This window comes from Capnocytophaga sp. HP1101 (assembly GCF_054772415.1).
The window spans coordinates 69,336-93,804 of record NZ_BPUU01000009.1; the positions used below are offsets into that span (position 1 = coordinate 69,336).

The 24,469-nt window shown below is 39.6% G+C and carries 18 protein-coding genes and 2 pseudogenes; 8 read left to right on the forward strand and 12 right to left on the reverse strand.

Translation table 11 applies throughout. The annotated features are described in order from the left end of the window. Window positions 1-12: 12 nt before the first annotated feature. The 3 genes and pseudogenes from RCZ04_RS06360 to RCZ04_RS06370 form a co-directional block, all read left to right on the forward strand. Window positions 13-192 (forward strand): annotated as a pseudogene (locus RCZ04_RS06360) (NTF2 fold immunity protein); the annotation flags it as partial. Then, window positions 155-910, forward strand: coding sequence for a class I SAM-dependent methyltransferase (locus RCZ04_RS06365; RefSeq protein WP_460485150.1), 756 nt, complete (start codon window positions 155-157; stop codon window positions 908-910). The pseudogene RCZ04_RS06360 and the gene RCZ04_RS06365, both read left to right, overlap by 38 nt. 755 nt (window positions 911-1,665) lie before the next feature. Further along, window positions 1,666-1,869, forward strand: coding sequence for a hypothetical protein (locus tag RCZ04_RS06370; RefSeq protein ID WP_460485151.1), 204 nt, complete (start codon window positions 1,666-1,668; stop codon window positions 1,867-1,869). Between the two features lie 4 nt (window positions 1,870-1,873). Here the strand turns inward: RCZ04_RS06370 and RCZ04_RS06375 are convergent, their stop codons facing one another. The 7 genes and pseudogenes from RCZ04_RS06375 to RCZ04_RS06405 form a co-directional block, all read right to left on the reverse strand. Beyond that, on the reverse strand, window positions 1,874-4,582 hold the full coding sequence (locus RCZ04_RS06375) for a M16 family metallopeptidase (RefSeq protein WP_460485152.1): 2,709 nt from the start codon (window positions 4,580-4,582) through the stop codon (window positions 1,874-1,876). Between the two features lie 105 nt (window positions 4,583-4,687). Then, the gene (locus RCZ04_RS06380; RefSeq protein WP_460485153.1) at window positions 4,688-5,881 is read right to left on the reverse strand and encodes a DUF4929 family protein; all 1,194 of its coding nucleotides are present in this window, start codon (window positions 5,879-5,881) and stop codon (window positions 4,688-4,690) included. Window positions 5,882-6,118: 237 nt separating this feature from the next. After that, window positions 6,119-7,510: a RagB/SusD family nutrient uptake outer membrane protein gene (locus RCZ04_RS06385; protein WP_460485154.1), complete on the reverse strand. Its 1,392-nt coding sequence runs from the start codon at window positions 7,508-7,510 to the stop codon at window positions 6,119-6,121. 10 nt (window positions 7,511-7,520) lie between these two features. Continuing rightward, window positions 7,521-10,541 (reverse strand): SusC/RagA family TonB-linked outer membrane protein, encoded by a 3,021-nt coding sequence (locus RCZ04_RS06390; protein WP_460485155.1) that lies wholly within the window; start codon window positions 10,539-10,541, stop codon window positions 7,521-7,523. 129 nt (window positions 10,542-10,670) lie between these two features. Then, window positions 10,671-11,469: pseudogene (locus RCZ04_RS06395) on the reverse strand (class I SAM-dependent methyltransferase). A gap of 248 nt (window positions 11,470-11,717) precedes the next feature. Further along, window positions 11,718-12,317 carry a 50S ribosomal protein L25/general stress protein Ctc gene (locus RCZ04_RS06400; RefSeq protein WP_460485156.1) on the reverse strand — a complete coding sequence of 200 codons (600 nt, stop codon included), beginning with the start codon at window positions 12,315-12,317 and terminating at the stop codon, window positions 11,718-11,720. A gap of 121 nt (window positions 12,318-12,438) precedes the next feature. Continuing rightward, window positions 12,439-13,383: a ribose-phosphate pyrophosphokinase gene (locus RCZ04_RS06405; protein WP_460485158.1), complete on the reverse strand. Its 945-nt coding sequence runs from the start codon at window positions 13,381-13,383 to the stop codon at window positions 12,439-12,441. A gap of 881 nt (window positions 13,384-14,264) precedes the next feature. On the opposite strand from RCZ04_RS06405, the gene RCZ04_RS06410 reads away from it, so the two are divergent. Beyond that, window positions 14,265-15,107 carry a serine O-acetyltransferase gene (locus RCZ04_RS06410; RefSeq protein WP_460485159.1) on the forward strand — a complete coding sequence of 281 codons (843 nt, stop codon included), beginning with the start codon at window positions 14,265-14,267 and terminating at the stop codon, window positions 15,105-15,107. 71 nt (window positions 15,108-15,178) lie between these two features. Further along, window positions 15,179-16,087 (forward strand): PLP-dependent cysteine synthase family protein, encoded by a 909-nt coding sequence (cysK, locus tag RCZ04_RS06415; protein ID WP_460485160.1) that lies wholly within the window; start codon window positions 15,179-15,181, stop codon window positions 16,085-16,087. 47 nt (window positions 16,088-16,134) lie between these two features. Here cysK and RCZ04_RS06420 read toward each other — a convergent pair whose 3' ends face one another. From RCZ04_RS06420 to RCZ04_RS06435, 4 genes are all read right to left on the reverse strand, one after another. Beyond that, window positions 16,135-18,039 carry a S9 family peptidase gene (locus tag RCZ04_RS06420; RefSeq protein ID WP_460485161.1) on the reverse strand — a complete coding sequence of 635 codons (1,905 nt, stop codon included), beginning with the start codon at window positions 18,037-18,039 and terminating at the stop codon, window positions 16,135-16,137. Between the two features lie 19 nt (window positions 18,040-18,058). Then, on the reverse strand, window positions 18,059-19,189 hold the full coding sequence (locus RCZ04_RS06425; protein WP_460485162.1) for an acyltransferase family protein: 1,131 nt from the start codon (window positions 19,187-19,189) through the stop codon (window positions 18,059-18,061). Between the two features lie 170 nt (window positions 19,190-19,359). Beyond that, window positions 19,360-19,911 (reverse strand): DUF4199 domain-containing protein, encoded by a 552-nt coding sequence (locus RCZ04_RS06430; RefSeq protein ID WP_460485163.1) that lies wholly within the window; start codon window positions 19,909-19,911, stop codon window positions 19,360-19,362. Window positions 19,912-20,080: 169 nt separating this feature from the next. Beyond that, window positions 20,081-20,413: a hypothetical protein gene (locus RCZ04_RS06435; RefSeq protein ID WP_460485164.1), complete on the reverse strand. Its 333-nt coding sequence runs from the start codon at window positions 20,411-20,413 to the stop codon at window positions 20,081-20,083. Window positions 20,414-20,638: 225 nt separating this feature from the next. Between RCZ04_RS06435 and RCZ04_RS06440 the strand changes: the two genes are divergently transcribed. From RCZ04_RS06440 to cdaA, 3 genes are read left to right on the forward strand one after another with little or no spacing between them, the layout of a single operon-like run. After that, on the forward strand, window positions 20,639-22,057 hold the full coding sequence (locus RCZ04_RS06440; RefSeq protein ID WP_460485165.1) for a serine dehydratase alpha family protein: 1,419 nt from the start codon (window positions 20,639-20,641) through the stop codon (window positions 22,055-22,057). A gap of 44 nt (window positions 22,058-22,101) precedes the next feature. Beyond that, the gene (folP, locus tag RCZ04_RS06445) at window positions 22,102-22,920 is read left to right on the forward strand and encodes a dihydropteroate synthase (RefSeq protein ID WP_460485474.1); all 819 of its coding nucleotides are present in this window, start codon (window positions 22,102-22,104) and stop codon (window positions 22,918-22,920) included. Then, window positions 22,917-23,693: a diadenylate cyclase gene (cdaA, locus tag RCZ04_RS06450; protein ID WP_460485167.1), complete on the forward strand. Its 777-nt coding sequence runs from the start codon at window positions 22,917-22,919 to the stop codon at window positions 23,691-23,693. The genes folP and cdaA overlap by 4 nt, the downstream gene beginning before the upstream one ends. Window positions 23,694-23,756: 63 nt before the next feature. Here cdaA and RCZ04_RS06455 read toward each other — a convergent pair whose 3' ends face one another. Continuing rightward, the gene (locus tag RCZ04_RS06455; RefSeq protein ID WP_460485169.1) at window positions 23,757-24,413 is read right to left on the reverse strand and encodes a hypothetical protein; all 657 of its coding nucleotides are present in this window, start codon (window positions 24,411-24,413) and stop codon (window positions 23,757-23,759) included. Window positions 24,414-24,469: the final 56 nt, after the last annotated feature.

Genomic DNA, 24,469 nt, shown 5'->3' on the forward strand with positions numbered 1-24,469 from the left:
TTATAAAAAACTATTACCTTAGACGACGCTCTGAGAGAAGTAACTCAGGAGCGTTTCTGCAAAGGGCATCACTACGAAGATGTAGCCCTTACCGATGCAATGGTAGAACAAATTGCACAAGTAAAATCCTTAGTAAATCTTGATTATAATAAATATGATGACAAATATATCACAAAAACTAAAATCCGATATTAAAATAGAAGATTTAAAACAAGAAAATGGTATTTTGTGCTGTATGAATGACTATTTCATTAGTGGAGATAACCAAAAGTATATGAAAATGTACGATTGGATGTCTTTTCTCTATGATTTCGGAGAAAAATGGATAGGACGATTTAAGTACGGACACGCTATCGACTACCTCCGCACTGAATTAATGAGCCGTTTGGAGTGGCAAAATAATATTTCGGTGCTCTATGTTTCCATAGGTACAGGTGCCGACTTGCGTTACCTGCCACAAGGGATTGACCTGAAAACAATAGACCTCGTAGGGGCAGATATTTCACTGGGAATGCTCAAGCGATGTAAGAAAAAATGGCAAAAGAAAACCAACTTAGCACTTGTACAATGTCCCGCTGAAGACCTCCCTTTTGTTGATAACACCTTTGATATTGTTTTTCACAATGGAGGCATTAACTTTTTCAACGACAAAGCCCGTGCAATGAGTGAAATGCTCAGGGTGGCTAAGGCAGGGAGCAAACTCCTCATTGCCGACGAAACGGCCGACTTCGTAGAGTCTCAATACAAGAAAAGTACTTTTTCTAAATCGTATTTTGAAGGCAAAACAGTTGATTTAAAAGCCATAGAACAATGTATCCCTCCTTCAACAGAAGAAAGGCAAACAGAACTATTCTGGGATAATAAATTTTATGGCATTACTTTCAGAAAAAGAGAAAAATTAAGTCCGTAGAAACCAATATTAAGTCTGTAGAATACAATATTAAGTCTGTAGAATACAATATTAAGTCCGGAGAAAGCAATATTAAGTTTGTAGAACACAAAATTAAGTTGTGGGAAAGTAATATTGAGTCGAGGGAACGCAATATTAAGTCGAGGGAACACAATATTAAGTCGAGGGAACACAATATCAAGTCGAGAGAACACAATATTAAGTCGTGGGGACACAATATTGAGTGTGGAGAAAGCAATATGAAGTACAGGCAACACAATATTAAGTCGTGGCAATGTAATATTAAGTGATAAAATACTAAAAAATGAATAATAGGGTTCAGTTTTGTTATAAAATGGATAGCTATTGACTGATTTTCTTTCTAAAAACGATTAAAATGAACTGTATAAACTTTAAAAGTGACATAAATTAAATGAAAAAGAAAGTTTTATTTGCCTCACTATTGGCATTGTTCTCTTGTAAACATTCAATAGAAGTACGAAAAGCTGAAGGATGCCTTCTCTTTACAATCATTTCTTACCTATGAATATTGCGGAGAGAAAGATGGCTTTCAATATTTCTTATTAGGGAATGGTTGGGAGCGCAAAGTATTCAAAATTAAAGGCTCGGAAATAAACATTGCCTCTCAATATATCTTCCCATCCGATGTTGCTTTTGGAAAGAAGGTTCCTATTACCCCTATTGAGCAGGAAGAAGTCTTTGCAGAAATCTCTGCCAGCGGACAGAAGCTCTATCTTCACAAAGATGGTGTAGTAGTGCGCTATTTCCTAAGTTGTTCAGACCAGCACAAACAAAAAACTACCCACTCAACTTATTTATATGATGAAATTACTCAAAAAGATGCTGAAACGCACAGTAAAGAGCGTGCTTATTATATAGGATATTACAAAAATGAGAAACTGATTCGATATAAGAAACTCTATCAAGGAAAAGTATTAATGGATAAAGAAATACACTAACCTTTTATTGGTTTAATAAGTTAATACTTTCTAATATTTTTTCATAAGAAGAGAGTTCTTCTAACGAAGTATTGTTTTTAAAACAATCTATCAAATAATTGCGCCAGTAATAGGCGTTTTCATCAGAGAGATATTCTTTTTTGCTCACGATGAATGAATGTTTAAGGTCGGAAAGAGCTTTTTGGTTTATTTTCTTGTCTTTTACAAGATGATTTACAATCCTGATAACGCTTTTTTCTACCTCAGTAAAGTTTTTTTCATCAGTTTCTCCACTTACGATAAGCGCAAAGGTAGGGGAGGGGGTACTATAGTACTCTAATTCTACATACGGAGTGTATACCCAACCTTTTTTTTCTCGTATTTCAGCAATTACTTCTTTGCGCAAGAGCTCTCGTAGCAGTTTGATAGACAAAACACCCTTTAAACTTTTCTGATAACTATCTTTATATACGATATTAAAATTAGTACGTTTGTTTTGTGTTACTTTTAACGTCTGAAAGGAAGGATTTTGTACCCTTTCTTCTACTGAAAATCCATTTTGCTTTGTTAAATGAGATAGAGTGCCTACTAAATTTCTTTTTACATCCTCTATTTTAAAGCTACCGGTTACTACGCATAGGAGTCCGTCAGAAGATAGAAAGTTTTTTTGATAATAATTATAAAGTGTATCTAAGTTCATTTTCTGGACATCATCAGAAGTTTTATTGAGCTGAGTGAGCGGATAGGTAGCGCCTTTTACAGCTTCCAGTTTAAAAGCCATTTCTTTGAGAGGGTCTATTTTTTTATTGTTCTTTTTGCTGTTGAGAGATTGTATTTCATCATTCTTCACCTCCTCAAAGGCTTCATAAGCACGTTCAGGATAGCGCAACTTTTGGTAAAGAAGATTGCATAGCTCTTTGCTTTTGTTTACAGGAGCGGTTGCCATTGCCAAGTGGTGATAGCCTTCTGTACCTATGATAAAGGTAAGATTATTTTGGTATAGCAGTTCTTCATAAGCTTCCCCTTTTAATGATTCAATACCTCCTAAATGCACGTATTGCAAAATGTCTTCGTATTGTTTAAATTCATTTGTTGGCAATAGCGAGTAACCGCCTTTGAACAGCAAACTAACGTTTAGTTTTTCATCATTTTCCGTAGGTTTAAGATAAATAGTCGCACCATTAGTGAGTTCAATACGGTGGACTCCTATCTCTTTAAAATAAGTTTCGGATTTGATGTCGTTGGGATTGTATGTAATCTCTTTTGTAAATATTTCGGGCAAAGTAGCAGAGGTAACCTTTCCTTCCTCTTTAAAAGTAGGGACAGTAGTATTGGGGTGGGCTATTCCCTCTTTGATAATGTGCTCAAACTGCTCGTAAGTATATTTTTTGTTAGTGGTAGGAGTATATATAATAATAGGGTCTTTCAAGTTCAATATGCTTTCACAATAACGTTGCCAATGATGGAGTTGATAATCTTCTCTCAGTTCCTTGATAATCCTTTCCTTGTCCTTAGGTTGAGAAATAAAGCGTTCTCCAAAAATAAAATTGTCAATAAAACTCAGAGCCCAATCTTCTGAGGTTCTTTCTGTGGGTATTTTCTCAATAGCAGTAGTTACTTTTTCTAAAGCCTTGTCTACTTCAGCTTGTGTGAGGGTACTTTTTAACCCTTCAATAATAGCAAAAGTATTTTCCAATGTTTGTGCTATATCGTCAGAGGTCATTTCTATTTCCAAAAAACTCGTTTTGCGCAAATACCAATACTCACTGGTATGTATATCTTCTTTGCTTGCCTTGAAACGGTTGTTGAGGATTTCTAATACTACTTTGGGGACTTCTATTCTTTCTGTATATCCATCTATAAAAATAGCATCTATATATTCTATAGGATATAACAAAGATAACTTGGCTTTCTTGCCCTTTTCTTTTTCAATGGAGAGCTTTTTTTCATTAGGAAAGGAAATAGGCTTCAGCCACTCCACTTCTTCTCCTCGTTGTTCAAGTGTTCCAAAATATTCTTTTATAGCTTTTTGAGTAGCTTGTGGGTCAATATCACCTACTACAATAAGGGAGGCATTTTGCAGGTTATACCATTTCTCATAAAAAGACCGCAATTTTTCGGGGGTAACTTTGGCTATTTGAGCTTTAGTACCTATGGGTAGGCGCATTAGTTGCTCGTCATAACCTACCATAATGGGGTTGAGGTCTTTGTAAGGCTTGTAGCTGGCAATTTCTTGAGTGATGATTTTGCGCTCTTTTTCTACATCTGCTGGAGTAATATCCATATTGAACAACCAATCGGATAGGATATGAATGGTCTTGGCTACCTGCTCTGCATTTACGTTCGACAGACTTATGCTGTACACAGTGCGGTCGTCGGTAGTGTAGGCATTGATGTTTTCACCATATTTTGCCCCCAGACTCTCCCAGAATTTGAGTGCGCTATCCTTAGGGTAATGCTTTGACCCACTAAAAGCCAAATGCTCTAAAAAATGGGCAATCCCTTCTTCTCCTTTTTGTTCTTGAAACGACCCTACTTTGAGGCACAACCGGATTTCAACCCTTCCTTTAGGTTGGTCATTAGGCATTATCACATACGGGAATTCGTTGTTAATTGTCCCTTGAATAGCTTTTTCAGGTAGAGAGATTGGTTGAATAATACGACCAGTAGGTTGTGCTACTAATAGCGGACTAAAAAGCAGTAAGAGTAAAGTATATAGGTAAATCTTAGGCATATAAGCAGGTGTTAAGTAAAAAATAGACTTTGTCAAAGTCCTAATAGCCTCTCGTGCTACGAGCTTTGACAAAGTTTATGGTGCAAAAGTAATATTTTTTTTGAATTATTGAGCGGTATAAACTACTTTTACTTGTACATAGCCATTGCTATAAGTGTGATAAACCAGGAACTCAAAAGTCATTGTTCTTTTGGTAAAATTAATACTGCCTGAAGAAGCTTTCCAGTTGCCTACTTCGTATTCATCAGTTAAGATACCATCGTTGTTGATGTAGTGCTGAGGATTAGAAGTGCCATCTACGGTAAGTAAACGTCCTGCTTCTGCATTTCCTTTTGTAGCCAAATCTTTAAGTCGAGTCCAAGCGCTGTATTCCATTGCAAAAGGCACTGCTTTTACAGTGGTATCGTCGTCTTTTTTCACGTCGCCAATAAAATCAATGGTACTTACCCCATTGGTAGGAGTTCCAATTTTAATGTTGTCTAAGGTAACCCCAAAAGTCTCTTTACTGTCCTTATTCCAGTTGATGAGAGCCATTGTAGCTTGTGGGTCGGGTTGCTGAGTAAAGAATTCAGTATCTTCTATAGTATTTTTTCTGAGCAAGAAGTACAAAAATTCAGTAAGCCCCATAGGGTTATTGGTCATTTTAAGTGCGGGAGAGCTATTGTTAGCACTTTCGCTAAGGGTAATCACGGTTTGTCCATCAAAACTGCGGTCAAAAGCTGCAGCAAAGGCATCTGTTGTTCCATCGGCTGAGCTATGAACGGTAGTTTTTACGTTTACTTTTCCCATAAAGGGGTATAAATCCATTCCTTTTGCCTTATAAGCGTCTAACAAGGCGCGTTGAGCAGGAGTTAGATTGGCTACTGCTACAGTAGGTTTTACCACTATAGCCAAATCTTCTTGTACTACGAGCCCTGTAACATTTTCAAAAGTTACTTTTAGGCGTTGTTCTTCACTAACAGAAGCATTAGCACTTAAAGTAATAACAAAGGTGGCTTCACGGGTATCCTTAGTAATCGTAACGGGGTTGGTAGCAAAGCTCACAAGATTGCTAACCTTTCCTTGTGCATCTACCGCTTTTAATTGAAGAGCTGTATCAGCATTCACTTTGGTAGTTAATGAAATTTTAGCTTCAATTTTTTGATTAGTCTCTCCCACTGTAAGGGTTTTGTCGCCTTCAGCAGTGATGTACACACGGTTTTCACCGCTATACGGAGGAGCTGGGTCATCGTTCTTAGAACAACTCATAATGTTTAGGGTAATAAGCATACCCATCGTTAATTTACTAATAAATTTCATATATAATACTTATTTAATATTTGTAATTTGTATATTTATCTTATACTCAATCTTCGTTTATTCTTTTTTGTCCGTGCGGCTCGCACCGTCATTTGTTCATCTTTGCGTCGCTACAGTTCCCCCTTAGGAGGGGGATAGGGGGAGGTTTTGTTCGTCTTTTGTTCGTCTTTTGTCTATCTGTCCGTGCGACTCGCACCGTTCTTTATTCGTCTTTTATTTATCTACCTGCCTGTCGTGCTACAACTTCGCACTTTCAGCAACATTCCATCCTTTGTTTTGCAGGATAGCTGTATTATAGCGTTTTTCGGAGGCAGGGATAGGTAATGTCCATCGCAGGTCGGTTGCGGGTATAGTTATAGAGCTTCCTGAGGAGGTCATACGATTTATAGAGCGTTGGTTGCGCTTTAAGTCAAAAAAACGTATAGGCTCTCCTACAAACTCTTTTTGTTTTTCAGTTAGCATAATAGTTAAGAGCGTTGCGGTATCTGTAGTATTGGTACTAATAGAGTTTGCACTGCGCACCGTTAAAAACTCATTCAAGATATTTAAAGCAATATCTTTTTGTCCTTGTTTGATATAAGCTTCTGCAAGTAAAAAGACTAATTCCGAAGCTCGTGCTACCGTATAATACTGCATTTGCTCACGTGCTTTTACTTGCTTCCGATATTTACCTAATAGGAAAGTATTATTGTCAAACGGATTAACAAGGCGATACAGCTCATTGCGTATATCGGCAGTAGTGTATGAGATAGTTTGCGCTACTACTAAATAGTCACCAAGATTTTCGTTGTATTCTAAGCCTAAATAAGGAGAAGTACTCACGTTTTTAGTATCTAACGCGAAAAGTCGCAACGGCGAAGTATTGTTAGACCAAACAGAAGCTACTGATTGTGAACTCATCGTTGTTTTGTATTTTTCATAGAGAGGCTGTGCAAGAGTAATGGCTTTTTGGTTATTGCCACTCCATAATGCCAATTGTGCTTGTATGAGTTTGGCAACATCAGGAGTAATGTAATAGCTATCAGTATCTTCAACAGCAGTTGTTGTGAGCAGAGCCTCAATAGTGGCTACCGATTCACTGAGATTGAGTCTATTTTGGTTCTCGGTAAGGTCAAATTTGTTTTTTACCAAAATACCATAAGCGTCTGCATCAGCTGTTCCAAAGGCAGGTGAGAAGATTCTCAGTAAGTCGAAATAACACAACGCTTTCAAGTAAGATGCACGTTGCTTGATTTGTTGCAATTCTCTTCTTTCGGTACTGCTAATAGGACTTACATTGTCAATGCGTTCTAAAAGCACATTACATTGCGCGATAGTGGCATACAAGCTCTTCCAAATATCTTCCGATTGGTTAATGAGCTCTCGCTCTGCCCAATCATAAGTGTTTTTGAGGGTTACCTCACGCGATAGGTATTGGGTGGGCTCTAAATCATCTGAACGCACTACCCACGTGAGGGCATCGTTATAAGGTTTATACGAGGCATAAGCAGCAGCCAACGACCGCTGTGCTGTAATCACTGATGTAATAGCATTAGGGTCGCTCACCTCGTCTTCTGGCGGAAGGTCTAAAGAGCAACTCGTAATAGCTAAGCTAACGATTGATAAAAGTAATATTCTGTATACAAGCATAATACTCAATTTAAAAAGATAAGTGAAGGTTTAAGGTAATAGTAGGGGGCAACGGGTTTACGATGTTATTCGTCTCGGGGTCGCTCTCTTTGTATTTGCTCCACACCGCAATATTGGTAGCGGTAACTCCTAAAGTAGCGTGACGTATTTTGCCAATAGTAGCTAAATCGTCCTGACTAAACTGATACCTAAGTGATAGGTTTGAAAAACGCAGAAAGTCGGTTTTCATTAGGGTTTTGTTATTCGGCTGATTGAGGTTCTCAATCGCGCTTGCCGAATGGAAAGGGGTAGGGTATTTCTTGTTCTCATCGCCTACTTGCCACCACATATCGGTAAGCTGAGCTTTAGCGGCATTGAAACGTGCCGAATCTAAGTCTCTGATGTACTTGTTTGAGTAATTGCGCACCCCTCCCAGCGTGTAGTAGAAATCAGTAGTGAGTTGCCACTGTTTGTAGCTCACATAAAAGTTAAAACTTCCACTTACAGGCGGGGTAGATTGTCCTAAATAGATATAATCTTTACCCTCTAAGGTAGTATTAGCATTCACTTGTCTGCCGTCAGAGGTAATAAACTCGGGCAATCCTGTAATAGGATTAATACCGGTAGAGTTGAGTCCGTACAGTGCCTCAGTAGATTTTCCTAATTGGTACTCGGGTAGTTTCTGGTCAGCACTCGTGTAAATGCGCTCTCTGCCGTAAAGGTCTATCACTTTATTTTCGTTATATGAAATATTGCCACCCCAACTTACATTCCAATTATCAGATGTATACAACGGTTGATTGATACTCACTTCTAATCCCTTGTTCTCCAAAACGCCTATATTCTGCATTTGTACCTCAAAGCCAGAAGAAGACGGGATAGGAATACTGAGCAAGGCATCTTTGGTGGTGCGCTTGTATACTGAGAACTGCAGATTAGTTTTGAAGATAGTAGCCGAAAGTCCAATATCGGTAATGAGATTCTGTTCTGCCCGTAAATCTTTATTTGGTAGCGCTGTAATGTTCATTATGCGCGTGTCGCCATAACTTTCGGGTAAGTATTTAAAGGTAGCTGTGATGAGCGAAGGTGATATAGCTTGCGCATTGGCAGTGTGCCCATAAGAACCTCGTATATCCAATTGCGATAGCCATTCTACTTCTTTTAAGAAGGCGTATTCTTTGATGTTGATGCTTGCCCCCAATGCCCAAGCGCTATTCCAACGTTTTTCTTTGGGTAATATCGACGAAGCATCGAGCTTATAAGTAGCAAACAAATTGTAGATACTGCTGTAAGTATACCCAATGAGCCCTCCAAAACCGAGATTGCGGTCTGTTTGTTTACGTCCTCCCACAGTAGCCTTTCCCGCTCCTGTAAGTGAATTGTCAATCGCTGATACCGACCTTATTTTGCCGTACAAACCGTGTCCCACTACCGATAGATTATCGGTAATAGAAGTATAGTTGTCGGCATTAGCACCTAAGGTGAGTTCGTGTTTGCCAAAAGTTTTTTCGTAGTTAATACGCATATTGGCAGTGATATTGGTAAGCGTATTTTTAGCTTGGTACAGCGTTCCTAAAGCATTGCGCGCCCTACCTGAATTTCTTTCAGAAAAAGCGGTCTCAGGTGTTATCTGCAAGTCATCTGCCAACGAGTAATCTAAACCTGCTACTGCCGACAGTTCTAACTCAGGACGTATCTTCCAGTTAAAACTTAAAGATGTCCCTATATTTTTAGTGATGTTTTCTCTGCTAAACTGATTGAATAGGTCGGCGTAACTTCTATTGGGGTAAGAATACAAGCGCGCTGATTGTTTAGTTTCATAAGGATTGAGCTGGTAAATAAGGTCTTCTACCGAGAAGTTTGCCCCGTTAGGGGTATTAATCTTGGCATAAGAACCATTCACCGATAGCGTAGCAACTGCATTTTCCGATAGGGTTTGGTCTATAGCTAACCGAGAGGATACACGCGAAAGTCCATTGCCTTTTATCTGACCGTCTTGTTGCAAATATCCTAATGAAAAGAAGTAAGCCGTTTTCTCATTGCCATTTTGAAAGCTCAGGTCGTGCTTTTGATATACTTGTAGGTTAGTGAGTTCCTTGTGCCAATCGGTGTTAATGGCACGTAATGAATCTAACTTTTGCCTTCCTTCAGCTAACCGAGATTGTAATTCGGCGGTACCACTGTACTTTCTATTGATGTATTCCTCGCTGTACAAATACCCTGGTGTGCCGTCATTCTTCAACAATCGCTCTAATTCCAATTTTTCTGCACTGTTCATCAGTTGCACTTTTAGTGGTGAGGCAAAGGTAAATCCCGTTTGCAGGTGATAACTCAGTGCTTTTTCTCCCCCGCGTTTAGAAGTGATTTCTATCACCCCATTAGAGGCTTTGATACCGTACAGAGCCGTCGCTACGGCATCTTTCAGCACTTTCATCTCTTTGATATCTTCAGGATTGAGGTAGTAAAAGGTCTCTGCCGAAATCATTTTACCGTCCAATATAAATAGTGGCTGATTAGCTTCATCTCCTTTGCGCAACGACGAATTACCACGTATCCGTATTTCGGGAGTCGCTCCCACTTCTCCTCTGTTTATAATGCGCAAGCCCGGTGTTTTGCCCTGTAATGCCAATGCTAAGGAAGGAACAGGGATATTCTTAACCTCTTGCATCGCTATGGCTTCCACATTTCCCGTTTTAGCGCGCACATCTATCTCGTTGATATTTTGTTTGGCAGTCACCTGTACTCCTTCAAGCATCAACATATCTTCCTGCATTGTGATAGCAAATTCAGCATTCCCATTAAAGGTGCGCTTTACTGTTTTCATTCCTATATAGCTGAAAATAAGCTCACCTGTTTGTTGTGAAGTCTGTAGTAAAAAAGTACCATTGGCATCAGTCGCCATACCCTTAGTAGTATGATTAATGCGCACCGTTACTCCAGCAATGGGAGCTCCTTCGCTGTCTTTTACAACCCCTTTAAGAGTGATAGTATTTTGAGCTATCACATTACCAAAAGAGATAATAACAAACGTAAACCATATAATATATTTCATTTCACGCACTAATTAAATTCAGTGCGCAAAGATAGTATTTTTATTCTATCTAAATAACAAAGTTTGAGATATTTTTATCTTTTGGCAAAAATAAATAAAAAGCCCCCATAAAATATAGGAGCTCTTTTGTTACTTGTTAGCTGAAGAAATCGGTTTTTGAACGATGAGCGCAATAGCGTCTAAGTGTTCTTGGTGCTTGCGGAACGTTTTTTTTCATATTCATCACACGTTTGCGCAAATCGGAGTGAGTAAGAAGATTGAAAAAGAATTTCAAACTGCGGAATATCCCCTCATCTTGCCAGATGCGTTTGCTTTCCAAGAGGTGCATAGCGTTGTGCTGTTCTTTAATTACCTTAAAACCTTGTTCTTCAAACAATGCTTTCCATTCGCTAGGGGTCATAGGTCGTGCGTGTACACGTATGTTGGCGCTCAGTTCTTTAAAGATAGCATTTTTTACCTCATCAGTCACATTGTCAGGTTGCAAGCCCAATTCGTGAATAGCGTAATACCCACCAGGCTTGAGAATCCTAAAAGCCTCAGCAATGATTGTTTTTTTGTGTTCAAGTGGTTGCATAGTCAGCATTGCCTCTCCATACACTTTATCGGCAAAAGCATCGGGCAAGGTAGTCGCAGCAGCATCAGCTACAATCACGCGAGCACTATCGTAGTGAATATTTTTCTTGGCAAAAGTTGCAGCAGCCTCGTTCATATCCACCCCCGTATAGCTAAAAGGTTTGTAAGCACAAGCCAAATTAGCGGTAAAACCTAAGCCAGGAGCAAACTCTACAATATCGTCTTTAGACGTAATACTTAGGTTTTTTACTAACCATTCGGTGAGCACTCTCCCACCTGGGCGCAACACTTTTTTGCCCAATTTGGCAAGAATCCAGTGTCCTTGCTTTTCGTTAAATGATGTTTCTGTCTTCATTATATATACGATTATTTAATTTAGGACACAAAGGTATGAATTAATTTCCAAAGTTCACAAATTTAAGGGTTAGAAAATGATAAAATTATATCTAAAAATCACTTATTCATACTGTTATACTGATATTGTTCATCATCGTGAAGCTTTGCAGTTTGTTCAAAAACTACTTCTTCACTAATAGCAAACAAAAAACCATAACAAACAATAGTTCATTATGGCTTTCTTATAGAAAACTTATTTACTAAACTCTATTTTTTCTTTGCAGCTTTTTCAGCTTTAGCCGCATCTTGTGCAGCTTTCATAGCAGCACGCGATACTCTTATCTGGCAAACCACAGTGTTATCTGGGTGCATAATCTTGTAGTTATCTTGTGCTAATTTAGTAACGTATAGTTTGTTACCCATTTCCAAACCTGAAATATCTACAGGAACAAAATCAGGTAAATTGTCAGGAAGCGCTTTCACTTTAAGCTTGCGGTTCACAATGCGCAATGTACCCCCAGCCATAATACCAGGTGAAGTTCCTTCAATTTGAATTGGCACTTCAATAGTGATTTCTTTGTCTTTGTGAAGCTGATAAAAATCAATGTGAATGATTTTATCACTTACAGGGTCAAACTGAATGTCTTGTAGAATGGCGTTATAGGTCTTACCATTCAATTCAATCGCAGCGGTGTATACGTTAGGGGTGTACACGATGTTTTTGAATGCTAATTCAGGTGCTGAAAAATGCAGAACATTGTCTCCTCCGTATAACACGCAAGGAACCTGTCCAGCATTACGTAAGGCTTTGCTCGCAGCTTTGCCCACGCTTTCTCTTTGAGATCCTTTGATTGTAATTGATTTCATTTATTTATAAATAATTATTAAGTTACGATTTTAGGAGTTAGGAATTAGAATTTAGGAGTTAGCCCATAGAACTACTTCCTGATTTCTATTTCCTAATTTCTATTTTCTTATTCCTATTTTCCTACATAATAAACTTAGAGCTAATCGGCTCATTCCGGTGCACCCTATGCATCACATCAGCAAAAAGATCCGCACAACTCAGTACTTTTATTTTGCTCGAAGGCTGCTTTAGCGGAATTGAATCCGTTACAATAAGCTCTTCCAAAGCCGAATTCTCTATACGTTCATAAGCGTTCCCGCTCAGTATCGGGTGAGTAGCCACCGCTCTTACGCTTATAGCACCCCTATCCTTCATCAGTTGGGCAGCTTTCACAAGTGTGCCAGCCGTATCCACCATATCGTCTACCAATACTACGTTCTTACCTTCTACTTCACCAATGAGTTCCATTGTCTCAATCACATTAGCTTGTTTGCGCTGTTTATAGCAAATCACCACATCGCATTTCAAGAACTTAGAATAAGCATAAGCCCTTTTAGAGCCTCCCATATCCGGCGAAGCAATACACAAATTGTCTAAGTGCAAACTCTGTAAATAAGGCAAGAAAATGCTCGAAGCAAAAAGATGGTCTACAGGACGCTCGAAGAATCCTTGAATTTGGTCAGCGTGCAAGTCCATCGTCATAATACGAGTCGCACCCGCCGCTTGCAAAAGGTTAGCCACCAATTTTGCCCCTATCGGCACTCGGGGTTTATCCTTCCTATCTTGGCGTGCCCACCCAAAGTAAGGCATCACTGCTGTGATGTGCCGTGCCGAAGCCCGTTTCGCAGCGTCAATCATTAGTAAAAGCTCCATTAAGTTATCCGAATTAGGAAAGGTAGAACATACTAAGAAAACGCGTGCCCCTCTAATCGATTCTTCATAAGAGGGCTGAAATTCGCCATCACTGTAATAAGAAAGTTTAACTTCACCGAGCTGTGTACCGTATTTTTGCGCAATTTTCTCCGCAAGCTCTATGCTCTTAGAGCAAGCAAAGATTTTTGAATTAGGGGTGGTTTCACTAAACATTTTTATCAGTAAGTGTATTAAGGTATAAAAACTTCTAACTTTTCAGGGTGCAAAGGTACGAATATTAATTGTAATTGCAACTATCTTTATATGTTTTTTTTATTTTATAGAGCAAAAAACACTTCTCCTTACCATCCTTTTTGTATTAATATTTTGTCGCCCGCCATTCGCCATTCGCCTGTTTTACTTTTCTTTACTTTCGCCTCGAAACCCTATTTTCAGTATTATTGACATTATTGTATTATGGTATTAATCAATTATTTATATACCCTTTGTATATCAATCGTCCAAGATTCGTTCAAGGTTCGTATAAGCTTTGTATAAGCTAAGCATACCCATTTTACTTTTACCTTTTATCATTTACCTAAAAACACTCTTCCGAACTCCTTCGTTTCCTTTCGGTAGTTCTAAAAATGCCACTACCTGTCAGAATTATCCGACCTATCTAAAAAATCTGAAAAAAAATCTACTCTCTCACTTTTGCGATACATCTTCCCCCTTTGGAGGAAGTCTGCGAGAGCAGAGTATGTGAATAGCGGGAGGTTTTGTTATAACTTGTTACTGCTTTTGCCAAAGTTGATATTTCAAAAAGTTACTTCACAAGGCACAGTCTCACCTCTTTAAAATTTGTTACGTAACAAAAAAAATAAAAATATTTCAAATTTTATTTGTCAGTTAGAAAATTATTCTTACCTTTGCCCCGATTAATAGAATAGCACTATATGAAACTCTATACTTTTGAAATAATGATGATGTGTTGCGCCTTCCCTGTGAGCAGTGCAAGGCTCGTTATTTTTTAAAAGTATCAGCTATATATTTTTAATAAACGAAATAACAACACCCCACTGCTCATATAAGTAGTGGGGTTATTTTTTATAACAATGACAAAAGTAAATTGTACCGATAGTTTTATTGCTGAACTCTATCAAGAAAGCAAAAACATCAAACATCACGTAAGCAAACAGCGCATCAGCACCTTTGTTGAAGAGCTCTTTCAGTTCTTATTCCTGATAGACGAACGCACTTGTCTCTCTAAATCAAATATAGAAGCACGCTATGAAGAGTTACGTTTTGATTTCATCAGTATTGTAGATGATTTTCTTCAAAACGAACCTCAAAAAGAACAGGTAACTAATTATTACGATTGTATCTTGCCGGCTATTTATGCCCAGTTAAAACAAGATGCACAGTTTTTTATTGAAAGCGACCCTGCCGCTACATCTCTCAGAGAGGTACAAGTAACTTATCCCGGTTTCTTTGCCATTATGGTATATCGCATCGCCCACGAACTATGGACGCGCCAAGTGCCTCTCTTGCCCCGTATTCTCACCGAATACGCCCATAGCAAAACAGGTATCGATATTCACCCAGGGGCTACTATCGGCGTCCCTTTTATGATTGATCACGGTACAGCTATCGTCATTGGTGAAACTACGGTCATTGGTAACTATGTAAAAATATATCAAGGAGTTACCTTAGGAGCACTCTCAGTATCAGTAGACAAGGCAAATACCAAGCGACACCCTACCATTCAGGATAATGTGGTGATTTACTCTGGAGCTACTATCTTAGGAGGAGAAACAGTAATAGGGCACGACAGTATTATCGGTGGTAATGTATGGCTCACCCATAGCATAGAACCTTTTACAAAAGTTTTTCACAAAAGCCAAATCATTGTAAAAGACAATGAAATATATGAAGAACCGATTAACTTTGTAATTTAGTCTCTAATACTAATCATTAATCATTAACCATTAACCATTAAATAAACAAGTAACTAATAAATAATTATATAATGGCGTACAAAAATGTTTTAGAACTTATCGGGCGTACTCCCGAAGTAAAAATTAACCGATTGTTTGGCAAAGATGCCAACGTATTTATCAAATTAGAGCGCTTCAACCCAGGCGGTAGTATTAAAGACCGTATCGCACTCGCAATGATTGAAGATGCCGAAAACAAAGGTATCCTCAATAAAGATACGGTAATAGTAGAACCTACTTCAGGTAATACAGGCGTAGGACTCGCCTTAGTTGCTGCCGTAAAAGGCTATAAGCTCATCGTGGTAATGCCTGAATCAATGAGTGTAGAGCGCCGTAAATTGGTAGCGGCTTATGGAGCTGAAGTAGTATTAACTCCTAAGGAAAAAGGAACAGGAGGTGCTGTAGCCAAAGCTTTTGAAATCGCTGAAGGTAAACCTAACTACTGGGTGCCACAACAGTTTGAAAACCCTGCTAATCCATCAGTCCACGAGCGTACTACTGCCCAAGAAATTTTGCAATCATTCCCCGAAGGCTTTGATTATTTCGTAACAGGAGTCGGTACAGGTGGACATATTTCTGGGGTATCTAAAGTGCTTAAACAACATTTTCCTCATCTTAAAACCATTGCCGTAGAACCTGAACAATCGCCCGTTCTCAGTGGTGGAGCTCCAGGTCCTCACCCACTACAAGGCATAGGCGCTGGTTTTGTACCAAAGAATTACGACGCTTCAGTTATTGATGAAGTATTGTTAGTAAGTAAGGAAGAAGCTTTTGACTATGCACGTAGGTTAGCTAAAGAAGAAGGCATCTTAGGAGGTATCTCCACAGGAGCTTCATTGGCAGCAGTAGCCAAAGTGCTCAAAAGAGACCCTAAGGCACGTGTACTTACAGTAAATTATGATACAGGCGAACGTTATTGGTCAGTAGAAGGACTTTTTTAATATATAAGAACAAAGAGGCTACCCAAATAGGTAGCCTCTTTTTATTTTCACAACGTTTCTTTTAGCCACTTAAAGAAGGTGCGTTGCCATAGTAGTCCGTTTTGAGGTTGCAACACCCAGTGATTTTCGTCAGGGAAGTAAAGTAGTTCACTCTTGATACCTCGCAATTGTGCTGCTGTAAAGGCTTGAAAGCCTTGTTCTTCAGGTACGCGATAGTCCTTGCCTCCGTGAATGATGAGAATAGGGGTGTCCCATTCAGTAATCTTCTCTATAGGGTTAAACTCTTTATACGACTTTTGTGCTACAGCATTCTGTTTATCCCAATAAGCGCCTCCTATTTCGTTATTGTTAAAGAAGAGTTCTTCGGTAGTGCCATACATACTTTGCAAGTTGAACACACCGCAATGGGCTATAAAGGTCTTGAAGCGTTTTTGGTGTATTCCTGCCAAGTAATAAATGGAGTATCCGCCGTAGCTCGCCCCGATAGCCCCTAATCTATCTTTATCAACATAAGGTTCTTTAGCAATATCATCAATAGCTGATAGATAGTCGCGCATAGGTTGGCCTCCCCAGTCTCCGCTGATTTCGGCATTCCATTTCACTCCAAACCCTGGTAAACCTCGGCGGTTAGGAGCTATTACTATATAGCCCTGTGAAGCCATTAATTGGAAATTCCAACGAAAACTGTAAAACTGACTCACCACCGATTGAGGCCCTCCTTGACAGTAGAGTAGGGTAGGGTACTTTTTGTTGGGGTCAAAATCAGGTGGATAAATCACCCAAGCGTGCATATCTTTGCCGTCAGTAGTCTTGATAATGCGCTCTTTGATAGGGCACATCGCTATTTGTTTGTACTGCTCATCGTTGAAATGTGAAAGCTGTGCTAACGTTAAATATCTTTTCTTCTTCTCTTTTAAGTTGATAGTATACACTTCGGCTGCGTGGTTCATATCTGTGCGCATCACTATTAGCACATCACCTGCTTGTCCTACTATGCTGTTCACATCGAACGTTCCTTGGGTAAGTTGTTTTGGGGTAGTATCTTTGCCAAAAGGCGATACAACAAACACTTGTTCTGTTCCTTGTGTAGCTGCAATGAAATATATTTGCTTACCGTCATTGCTCCAGCGGTAACTAAACACAGTGTTATCCCAATTCGCAGTAAGGTTGATACGCTTGCCATCCTTCAATATATAAAGGTCGTTTTTATCGGCCTCATTACCGTCAGTAGCCATACTTAGCCACGCAAGCACGCCGTCTTTGCTGTATTGTGGGTTAGTATCATACCCCATCATTCCTTCAGTGAGGTTAATGGTTTTCTTAGTAGCGAGGTCGTACTCGTAAATATCAGTATTGGTGCTGAGCACATATTCAGTGCCTACTTTAGCTTTGGTAACATAAAGTACTTTTTTACCATCGGGACTCCATATATAATCCTCATCACCTCCAAATGGCAACTGCGGACAGTAATACGGCAATCCTTCCATTATATCAGTCTGTTTGCCAGAAGCATCTTCCACCATCACGTGATTGTAAGCACCCTCATTCCAACTGTCCCAATGACGATGATCTAAGCTACCGTACAGCTTCCCAGATGATTTTTCTAAATCGGCATAGAAGTCTTTTCCTAACACCGATTTTATTTTTACTTCCTTATGAGTGAGCTTCAAACTCTTATCGGCATTGTATTTTGTAGTGAGTTTTTCCACTTCCTCCTTACTTACAGGAATAGGAACACCTCCTTTTACGGCTAATTTGTAGTATTCCTTGTTGAAAGAATTTTCCTTCACATTAGGGGTGCTCACACTCACCAACACGTATTGTTGGTCAGGGGTGAGTGCAATGCCACTCACGCGGTGCAGTTCCCATAACTTTTCAGGGGTAAGCGGTTGTTGTGCTTGTATGCTATTGAGTGCCATAACCGAAGCGAATATAATAAACTGTTTTTTCATAAGTTCTAATTCCTAATTTCTAACTCCTTACGAATAGTCTAACTAATAACTTCACTATAAAACGATAACTCTCTATTAAAAACGCTCTGATTTCTTTTAACCAAAAAGCAATTCCCGATTTGATGACAGGTTTCACACGGTTATAAATAAACGATAACCATACACACACGGCTATAAAGGCAGGCGCTCCTAATACCACTTGGTAAGGTTTTAACTGTCCGCCAAAGTGTTGTATGAGCCCGTGAGAGGTAATACTGCCGTATATAATAAAGCAGTGTATCACGTAAATCGATAAGGTGTTTTGCCCAATAGTTTTAATCAGTTGAGAGGTAATCACATTGCGCATTAAGGCAAAAAAACCAAAAACCAACAGCACATTGCCTAAGCGCAAATAAGCAAAGTCTTGCATTAGTCGCTCAAAAAATGGCGAATGATTAATATAAAACAGTTGCTCTATCACAAAGTGAGAACCCCATAATAAGAATGCACCTACGCTTAAAAATAATAAAATAGCATTCCGGTATAGGTGAGGGTGATTTTTGTGTTGTTGAAATAGATAGCCCATAAAGCCCCCAAACGATACATAGCCAAACCAAGGAAAAATAGGAAAGAAGCTACCGTGTGCACGAGTGAGGTAATTAGCAATTGGTAGTGGTAGTGAGTCAAAACGCAGTTCCTTGTAAAAAGGCTCAAAGGTGAACGCCAGTAGGGTAGTGGTAAGCAATATAGTAGGCATCACCCACGGTTTGCGGTTGTATGAAATAAGGTAAGTAGCGATGAGCAACAAGAGCGACAACCCAATGCAGTGTAGCACATCAACGCTTTGAAAACTCATACGCAAGAAATAAGCAATCCCGATAAGCAACAAGCCACGGCGTATGCCCTTCATTACACGAGGGTTATTCCACCCCACTTTGGTAGCATTGCTTTCTTTTACTAATAAAAAAGTGAAGATAAAGCCCGAAACAGTGAAGAATACAGGAGCAGTAATACCCGTACAGTAATGCCAAAACCAATATATTAAGTTATTTTCGTCCCGGTAACGATCGGCGATGAGGCCGTTTACAAAGTGCCCTTGTAGCATCATACAGATAGCAAAGGCGCGAATTACATCAATGAAGTCAAGTCTGAATTTCTTTACTTTTTCCATAATATTAATGTCATAAAGGGGCTGCAAAGATACAAAATAATTAGTAAGTAACAAGTAATAATTAACAAGTAAAACTTTGCCAAAGATCTTATAGCTTGTTGTGCTACAAACTTTGGCAAAGTTTTATCGCTGATAATCAGTCGTTTTTATGTGCTAAAAAACAATAACTCCTAAATAGCCATTGGTCGTTCTTTCTTCTTAACAGCTCCTACAATAGCCGAAATAATAACACCTCCAATAGCTGAACTCAATATCGATGAAAAGAATGTCCATACTACAGAAGGCTTACTTTCAAGTGTTTTTTCACGGAGCTCTTCCATTTGTTCTTCACTGAAATTAGAAGTAAAAGCACTCATTTTTTCCATTGTAACCTCTACCACTTTTTCATAATAGTCAGGGTCAATAACAGTAGTGTAGAGCACAGCGTAAATAGCACCGATTACCCCTCCTACAAGAGCCGTTACTATCCCCACCTTAATAGCTTCACCTACAGTTAAAAAGCCTTCATTAGCCGTTTTGTACTGCTGAATAGCCATCACAATAAAAACTACACAAATAGCTAAATTCAATAGCCAAGTGATAGTACCTATTAAAAAGCTTCCGGTGTACAAAAGGTTGGTAACGTATAATAATACGCTGAGAACAACACAAGCAATACCTAATAAAAGTCCGTTTCTAAGTGCAATACTTAGGTAATTTACATTTTTTGTTTCCATAAACAATCAATATTTAAGTTAATGCCACAAAAGTAGAAAAAATATTCATACACGCAATAAAAAATTTTATTTTTCTTCTCTTTTTTCTCACTCTGAAAATCCCTATATATAAATCACTTCTTATAAACATCTGTATTATAATATTTTACCTATTATCCTTCATCTTACCTTCGCTTTAGCTCCGCCTTATCTTCGCTACAGTTCCCCCTTTGGAGATAGCCAGCGAGGGCTCACAGCTGGGTATGTGCACAAAGAGTATGTGAATAGGGGGAGGTTTTCTTCGTCTTTTCTTCGTCTTTTCTTCGCTGATGAGCCGATGTAGAGCCGATGTAGAGCCGATGTAGAGCCACTCATCAATCGTCTTTCCTTCGTTCTCTCTTCGTCTTTTGTTCGTCTTTTGTTCATCTGCCCGTGCGGCTCGCACCGTCTTTTGTTCATCTGCCCGTGCGGCTCGCACCGTCTTTTGTCTATCTGCCCGTGCGACTCGCGCCGTTCTTTGTTCGTTCATTCTTTGTCTACCCACCTGTTGTGCTACTACCTCACTCCTTTTACGTCATAAAAACATAGTCGAACTCCTAAGCTTTGATTAAGTTAAAATGTAAGTTTTTCTAACTAAAATTCGTCCGTTTGACTTACCTTAGTTTTTAGATGTTACTTAATTTGCTAATTTTCAAATTTGCTAATTTGCTAATTTCTCTTTACTTTTGCGGTCTTAAATTCTTATGACAATTCAATGGAACGAATAAGTGTATTCGATATGCTCAAAATAGGGGTAGGTCCTTCCAGCTCTCACACTTTAGGACCTTGGCGCGCTGCCGAGGCTTTCCTTAAAGAACTGAGAGAGCAGCAGCTCCTACTCAAAACTAACAAAGTGCGTGTAGATTTATACGGCTCTCTTTCTCTTACAGGTAAAGGTCACGCTACCGATTTGGCGGTGATGCTCGGTCTCAGTGGCGCCGACCCTGAGTATGTGCCTATTGAGAGCTTAGATGTGATTATCACAGCAATTACCAATAATCAAGAACTCTATCTCGGCAATGAGCGCATCATCGCTTTTAATCCTAAAGAGGATATTGTATTCAACCGAAATTTCTTGCCCTTTCACGCTAACGGTCTCACTTTTACAGCTGAAGGCGAAGACTTTAGTTACGACTCTACTTTTTATTCCATAGGGGGTGGTTTTATCGTAAAAGAAGGTCAGCAAACGCTTACTCAAGAAGAAAAACCGCGTATTTTCCCTTTTCCTATTGACAAAGCGGAACAACTCATTAGCTACTGCCGACAAGAAAATAAGAAAATTTCGGAAATCGTCTATGAGAACGAAAAATCTCTGCGCAGTGAGGAGGAAATCCACCGCGAACTGATGCGAATTTGGCATACAATGCTGGAATGTACTTACATAGGTTGCCATACCGAAGGGGTACTTCCTGGAGGATTACACGTGCGCCGTCGCGCTTATGACATTCACAAAAACCTCATCGGGGTAGTAACTTACGATAGCCCTGAGAATTGGCTGAACTCTATCAAAAAAACGAATATCAAGTTCCGCGAAATTCTCAAGTGGGTGAGCTGCTTTTCATTGGCAGTGAACGAAGTAAACGCTTCTTTAGGGCGGGTAGTAACGGCTCCTACCAATGGTAGCGCTGGGGTGATTCCTGCGGTGTTACTCTACTATGTAACTATTGAAAATCAAGAAGCTACCGAGGAGCAAATCCAGCAATTCCTGTTGGTGGCAGGCGAGATAGGCAGTTTGTTCAAAAAAGGTGCAACTATCTCAGCCGCTATGGGTGGTTGTCAAGCCGAAATAGGGGTGTCGTCCGCAATGGCGGCAGGAGCACTGTGCGAGCTCTTAGGCGGCTCGCCTGAACAGGTGCTTATAGCTGCCGAAATAGCAATGGAACACCACTTAGGGCTCACTTGCGACCCTATCGGTGGATTGGTGCAAATTCCTTGTATTGAACGCAATGCGATGGGAGCTGTCAAAGCGATTAACGCTGCCGAATTGGCTATTGAAACCGACCCTAAGAATGCAAAAGTACCGCTCGATAAGGTGATCAATACGATGTGGCAAACAGCCAAAGATATGAACTCTAAATACAAAGAAACCTCTGAAGGTGGCTTAGCCGTCGCTGTAAATATGGCCGACTGCTAATTCAGATAACAGGTAACAAGTAACAGGTAACAAGCCAACAGATGATGACAATTAATTGCAGAGGAGAACTCCTCTCTATGGATAGCCCTCGTGTGATGGGCATTCTCAATCACACGCCCGACTCTTTCTATGAAGGCAGTCGTGTAACCGAAAAAACGCTCTTGCAACGGGCGGAAACGATGCTCGCGCAAGGCGCTGATTTTGTTGATGTAGGCGGTTATAGCACCCGCCCCAATGCTCCTGAAGTATCAGAAGCCGAAGAACTGAGTAGGGTAGTGCCCGTAGTGTGCACTTTGGTACAACACTTTCCTGAAATCCGCATTTCGGTCGATACTTTTCGCAGTGAGGTGGCACGCCAATCGCTCTCGGAAGGTGCGTGTATCATCAACGATATTTCTGCCGGACTTTTAGATGAGCAGATGTTGCCTGTAGTAGCGCAATTTCAGGTGCCTTATATTGCAATGCACCTCGTGGGAACGCCCCAAACGATGCAGCAACACACGGATTATAAGGATATCATCAGCGATATGCGCTACTATTTTTCCGAACGCAAAGCTAAAGCCTTGCAAGCGGGAATCAACGATTTTATAGTAGATGTAGGCTTTGGTTTTTCTAAGACCTTAGACCAGAATTACGAAGTCTTGAAACATTTAGAGCTATTTCAGGTTTTTGACTGTCCGCTATTGGTAGGTTTTTCGCGCAAATCAATGTTGTACAAACTTTTAGATACCGACCCTGCAGGGGCACTGAATGCTACTACGGTAGTCAATACCATTGCCTTGATGAAAGGGGCACGCATCTTGCGGGTACACGATGTGAAAGAAGCGAAAGAATGTGTAGAACTCTTTAAGAAAATACAATGAAACTATTCGATATTTTAGACTTTACAGTCGTCGATGCGATTGATATACTGCTGTTTGCAGCTCTTTTGTACTACCTCTACCGATTGATTCGGGGTACGGTAGCTATCAATATTTTTATGGGGATTGTGATCATCTATTTGATTTGGAAGATTACTGAAGCCCTGCAAATGCAGTTGCTCAGCAGCATACTGGGGCAGTTTATTGGGGTAGGGGTGTTTGCCCTCATAGTGGTATTTCAGCAAGAGATACGCCGCTTTTTGCTCACGATTGGGTCTACTAATATCACCGCGCGCAATAAGCTACACCGCGTGTTTCATTTTTTCAAAGAAAAAGAAATTGTGCTCAATATCCAGAGTTTAGTGAATGTATGCCAAAAGTTAGCCAGCACCAATACGGGTGCGCTCATCGTCTTGGAACACAATATGCCGCTGGATTTTGTAACCGAAACTGGCGACAAGGTAAATATAGAGTTTTCTGAGCCTATCATTGAAAGTATCTTTTATAAGAACAGTCCGTTGCACGATGGTGCCATAGTGATCAAAGGTGACCACATTGTAGCCACCCGAGTGATCTTGCCCGTCGCCAGCGAAATCAGTCTTCCCAAACGCTATGGCTTGCGACACCGCGCAGCTGTTTCTATCACCGAGAAAACCGATGCCACCGCTTTAGTAGTCTCCGAAGAAACCGGTCACATTTCCTATTTTAAGAACGGAGCTTTTGTAAAGTTCAAAGACAATGAAGAACTTGTTAAGGTGTTACAAGCTGATTTTTAGTAGTTTGCGTCGCACACTTTGTCAAAGTCCTTGGACTTTGACAAAGTCTAAAAACAGAGTTTTTTACTCCTCCTCAACATTTCCATAGCCAAATATTACCTTATCATTAAAAGCTTTTTTTGTAATGATTTGAAGGCAACTCCCTAAAACCTCAATTTCAGGGTCTAATCTAAGACTATAGATTACATCTCCTTTTTCCCAAACCATACGATCAGGATAGATAAACTCTCCATCTTCTCTTCTAATATATGAGGGTAATGCTTCTGCCATCTCTTGACAAGGTATTTGGTGAAATTCTTCGGTGACACTACGTTCATAGATTTTTGTTGGTTTTCCCAACATATCCATTAAATAAGCTATTAATTTTAATGTATCAGAACTCTCAATGTAAACTTGAATATAAGCTATTTTTCCATCATAGTCTGATATAACAGCTCCAGAAGCAGAGTTAATTTTTAAGCCTGCAAAATGAATATTTTTCACAGACTCATCCATAAAAACATAACGGATAACACGCTCTCCATTATCAATTAAATTCAAGGTTTTGTCTTTCTCAGAATATTCATAATGACCTTTTTGCTCCTCTCTTTTAAAAACATCATAGTCGTCTAAGTGATAGCTTTTTGAATCACTATTGAGTTGTATTTTTGACAAATCTAAAGGTTGGCTACATCCTATTAATACAAAAAGGGCACTGATAATTAATATACTTTTTCTCATATCAAAAAATGTTTGTGTTTCTTTATATAGTATGCTCTGTGAAATCTGTGAAATCC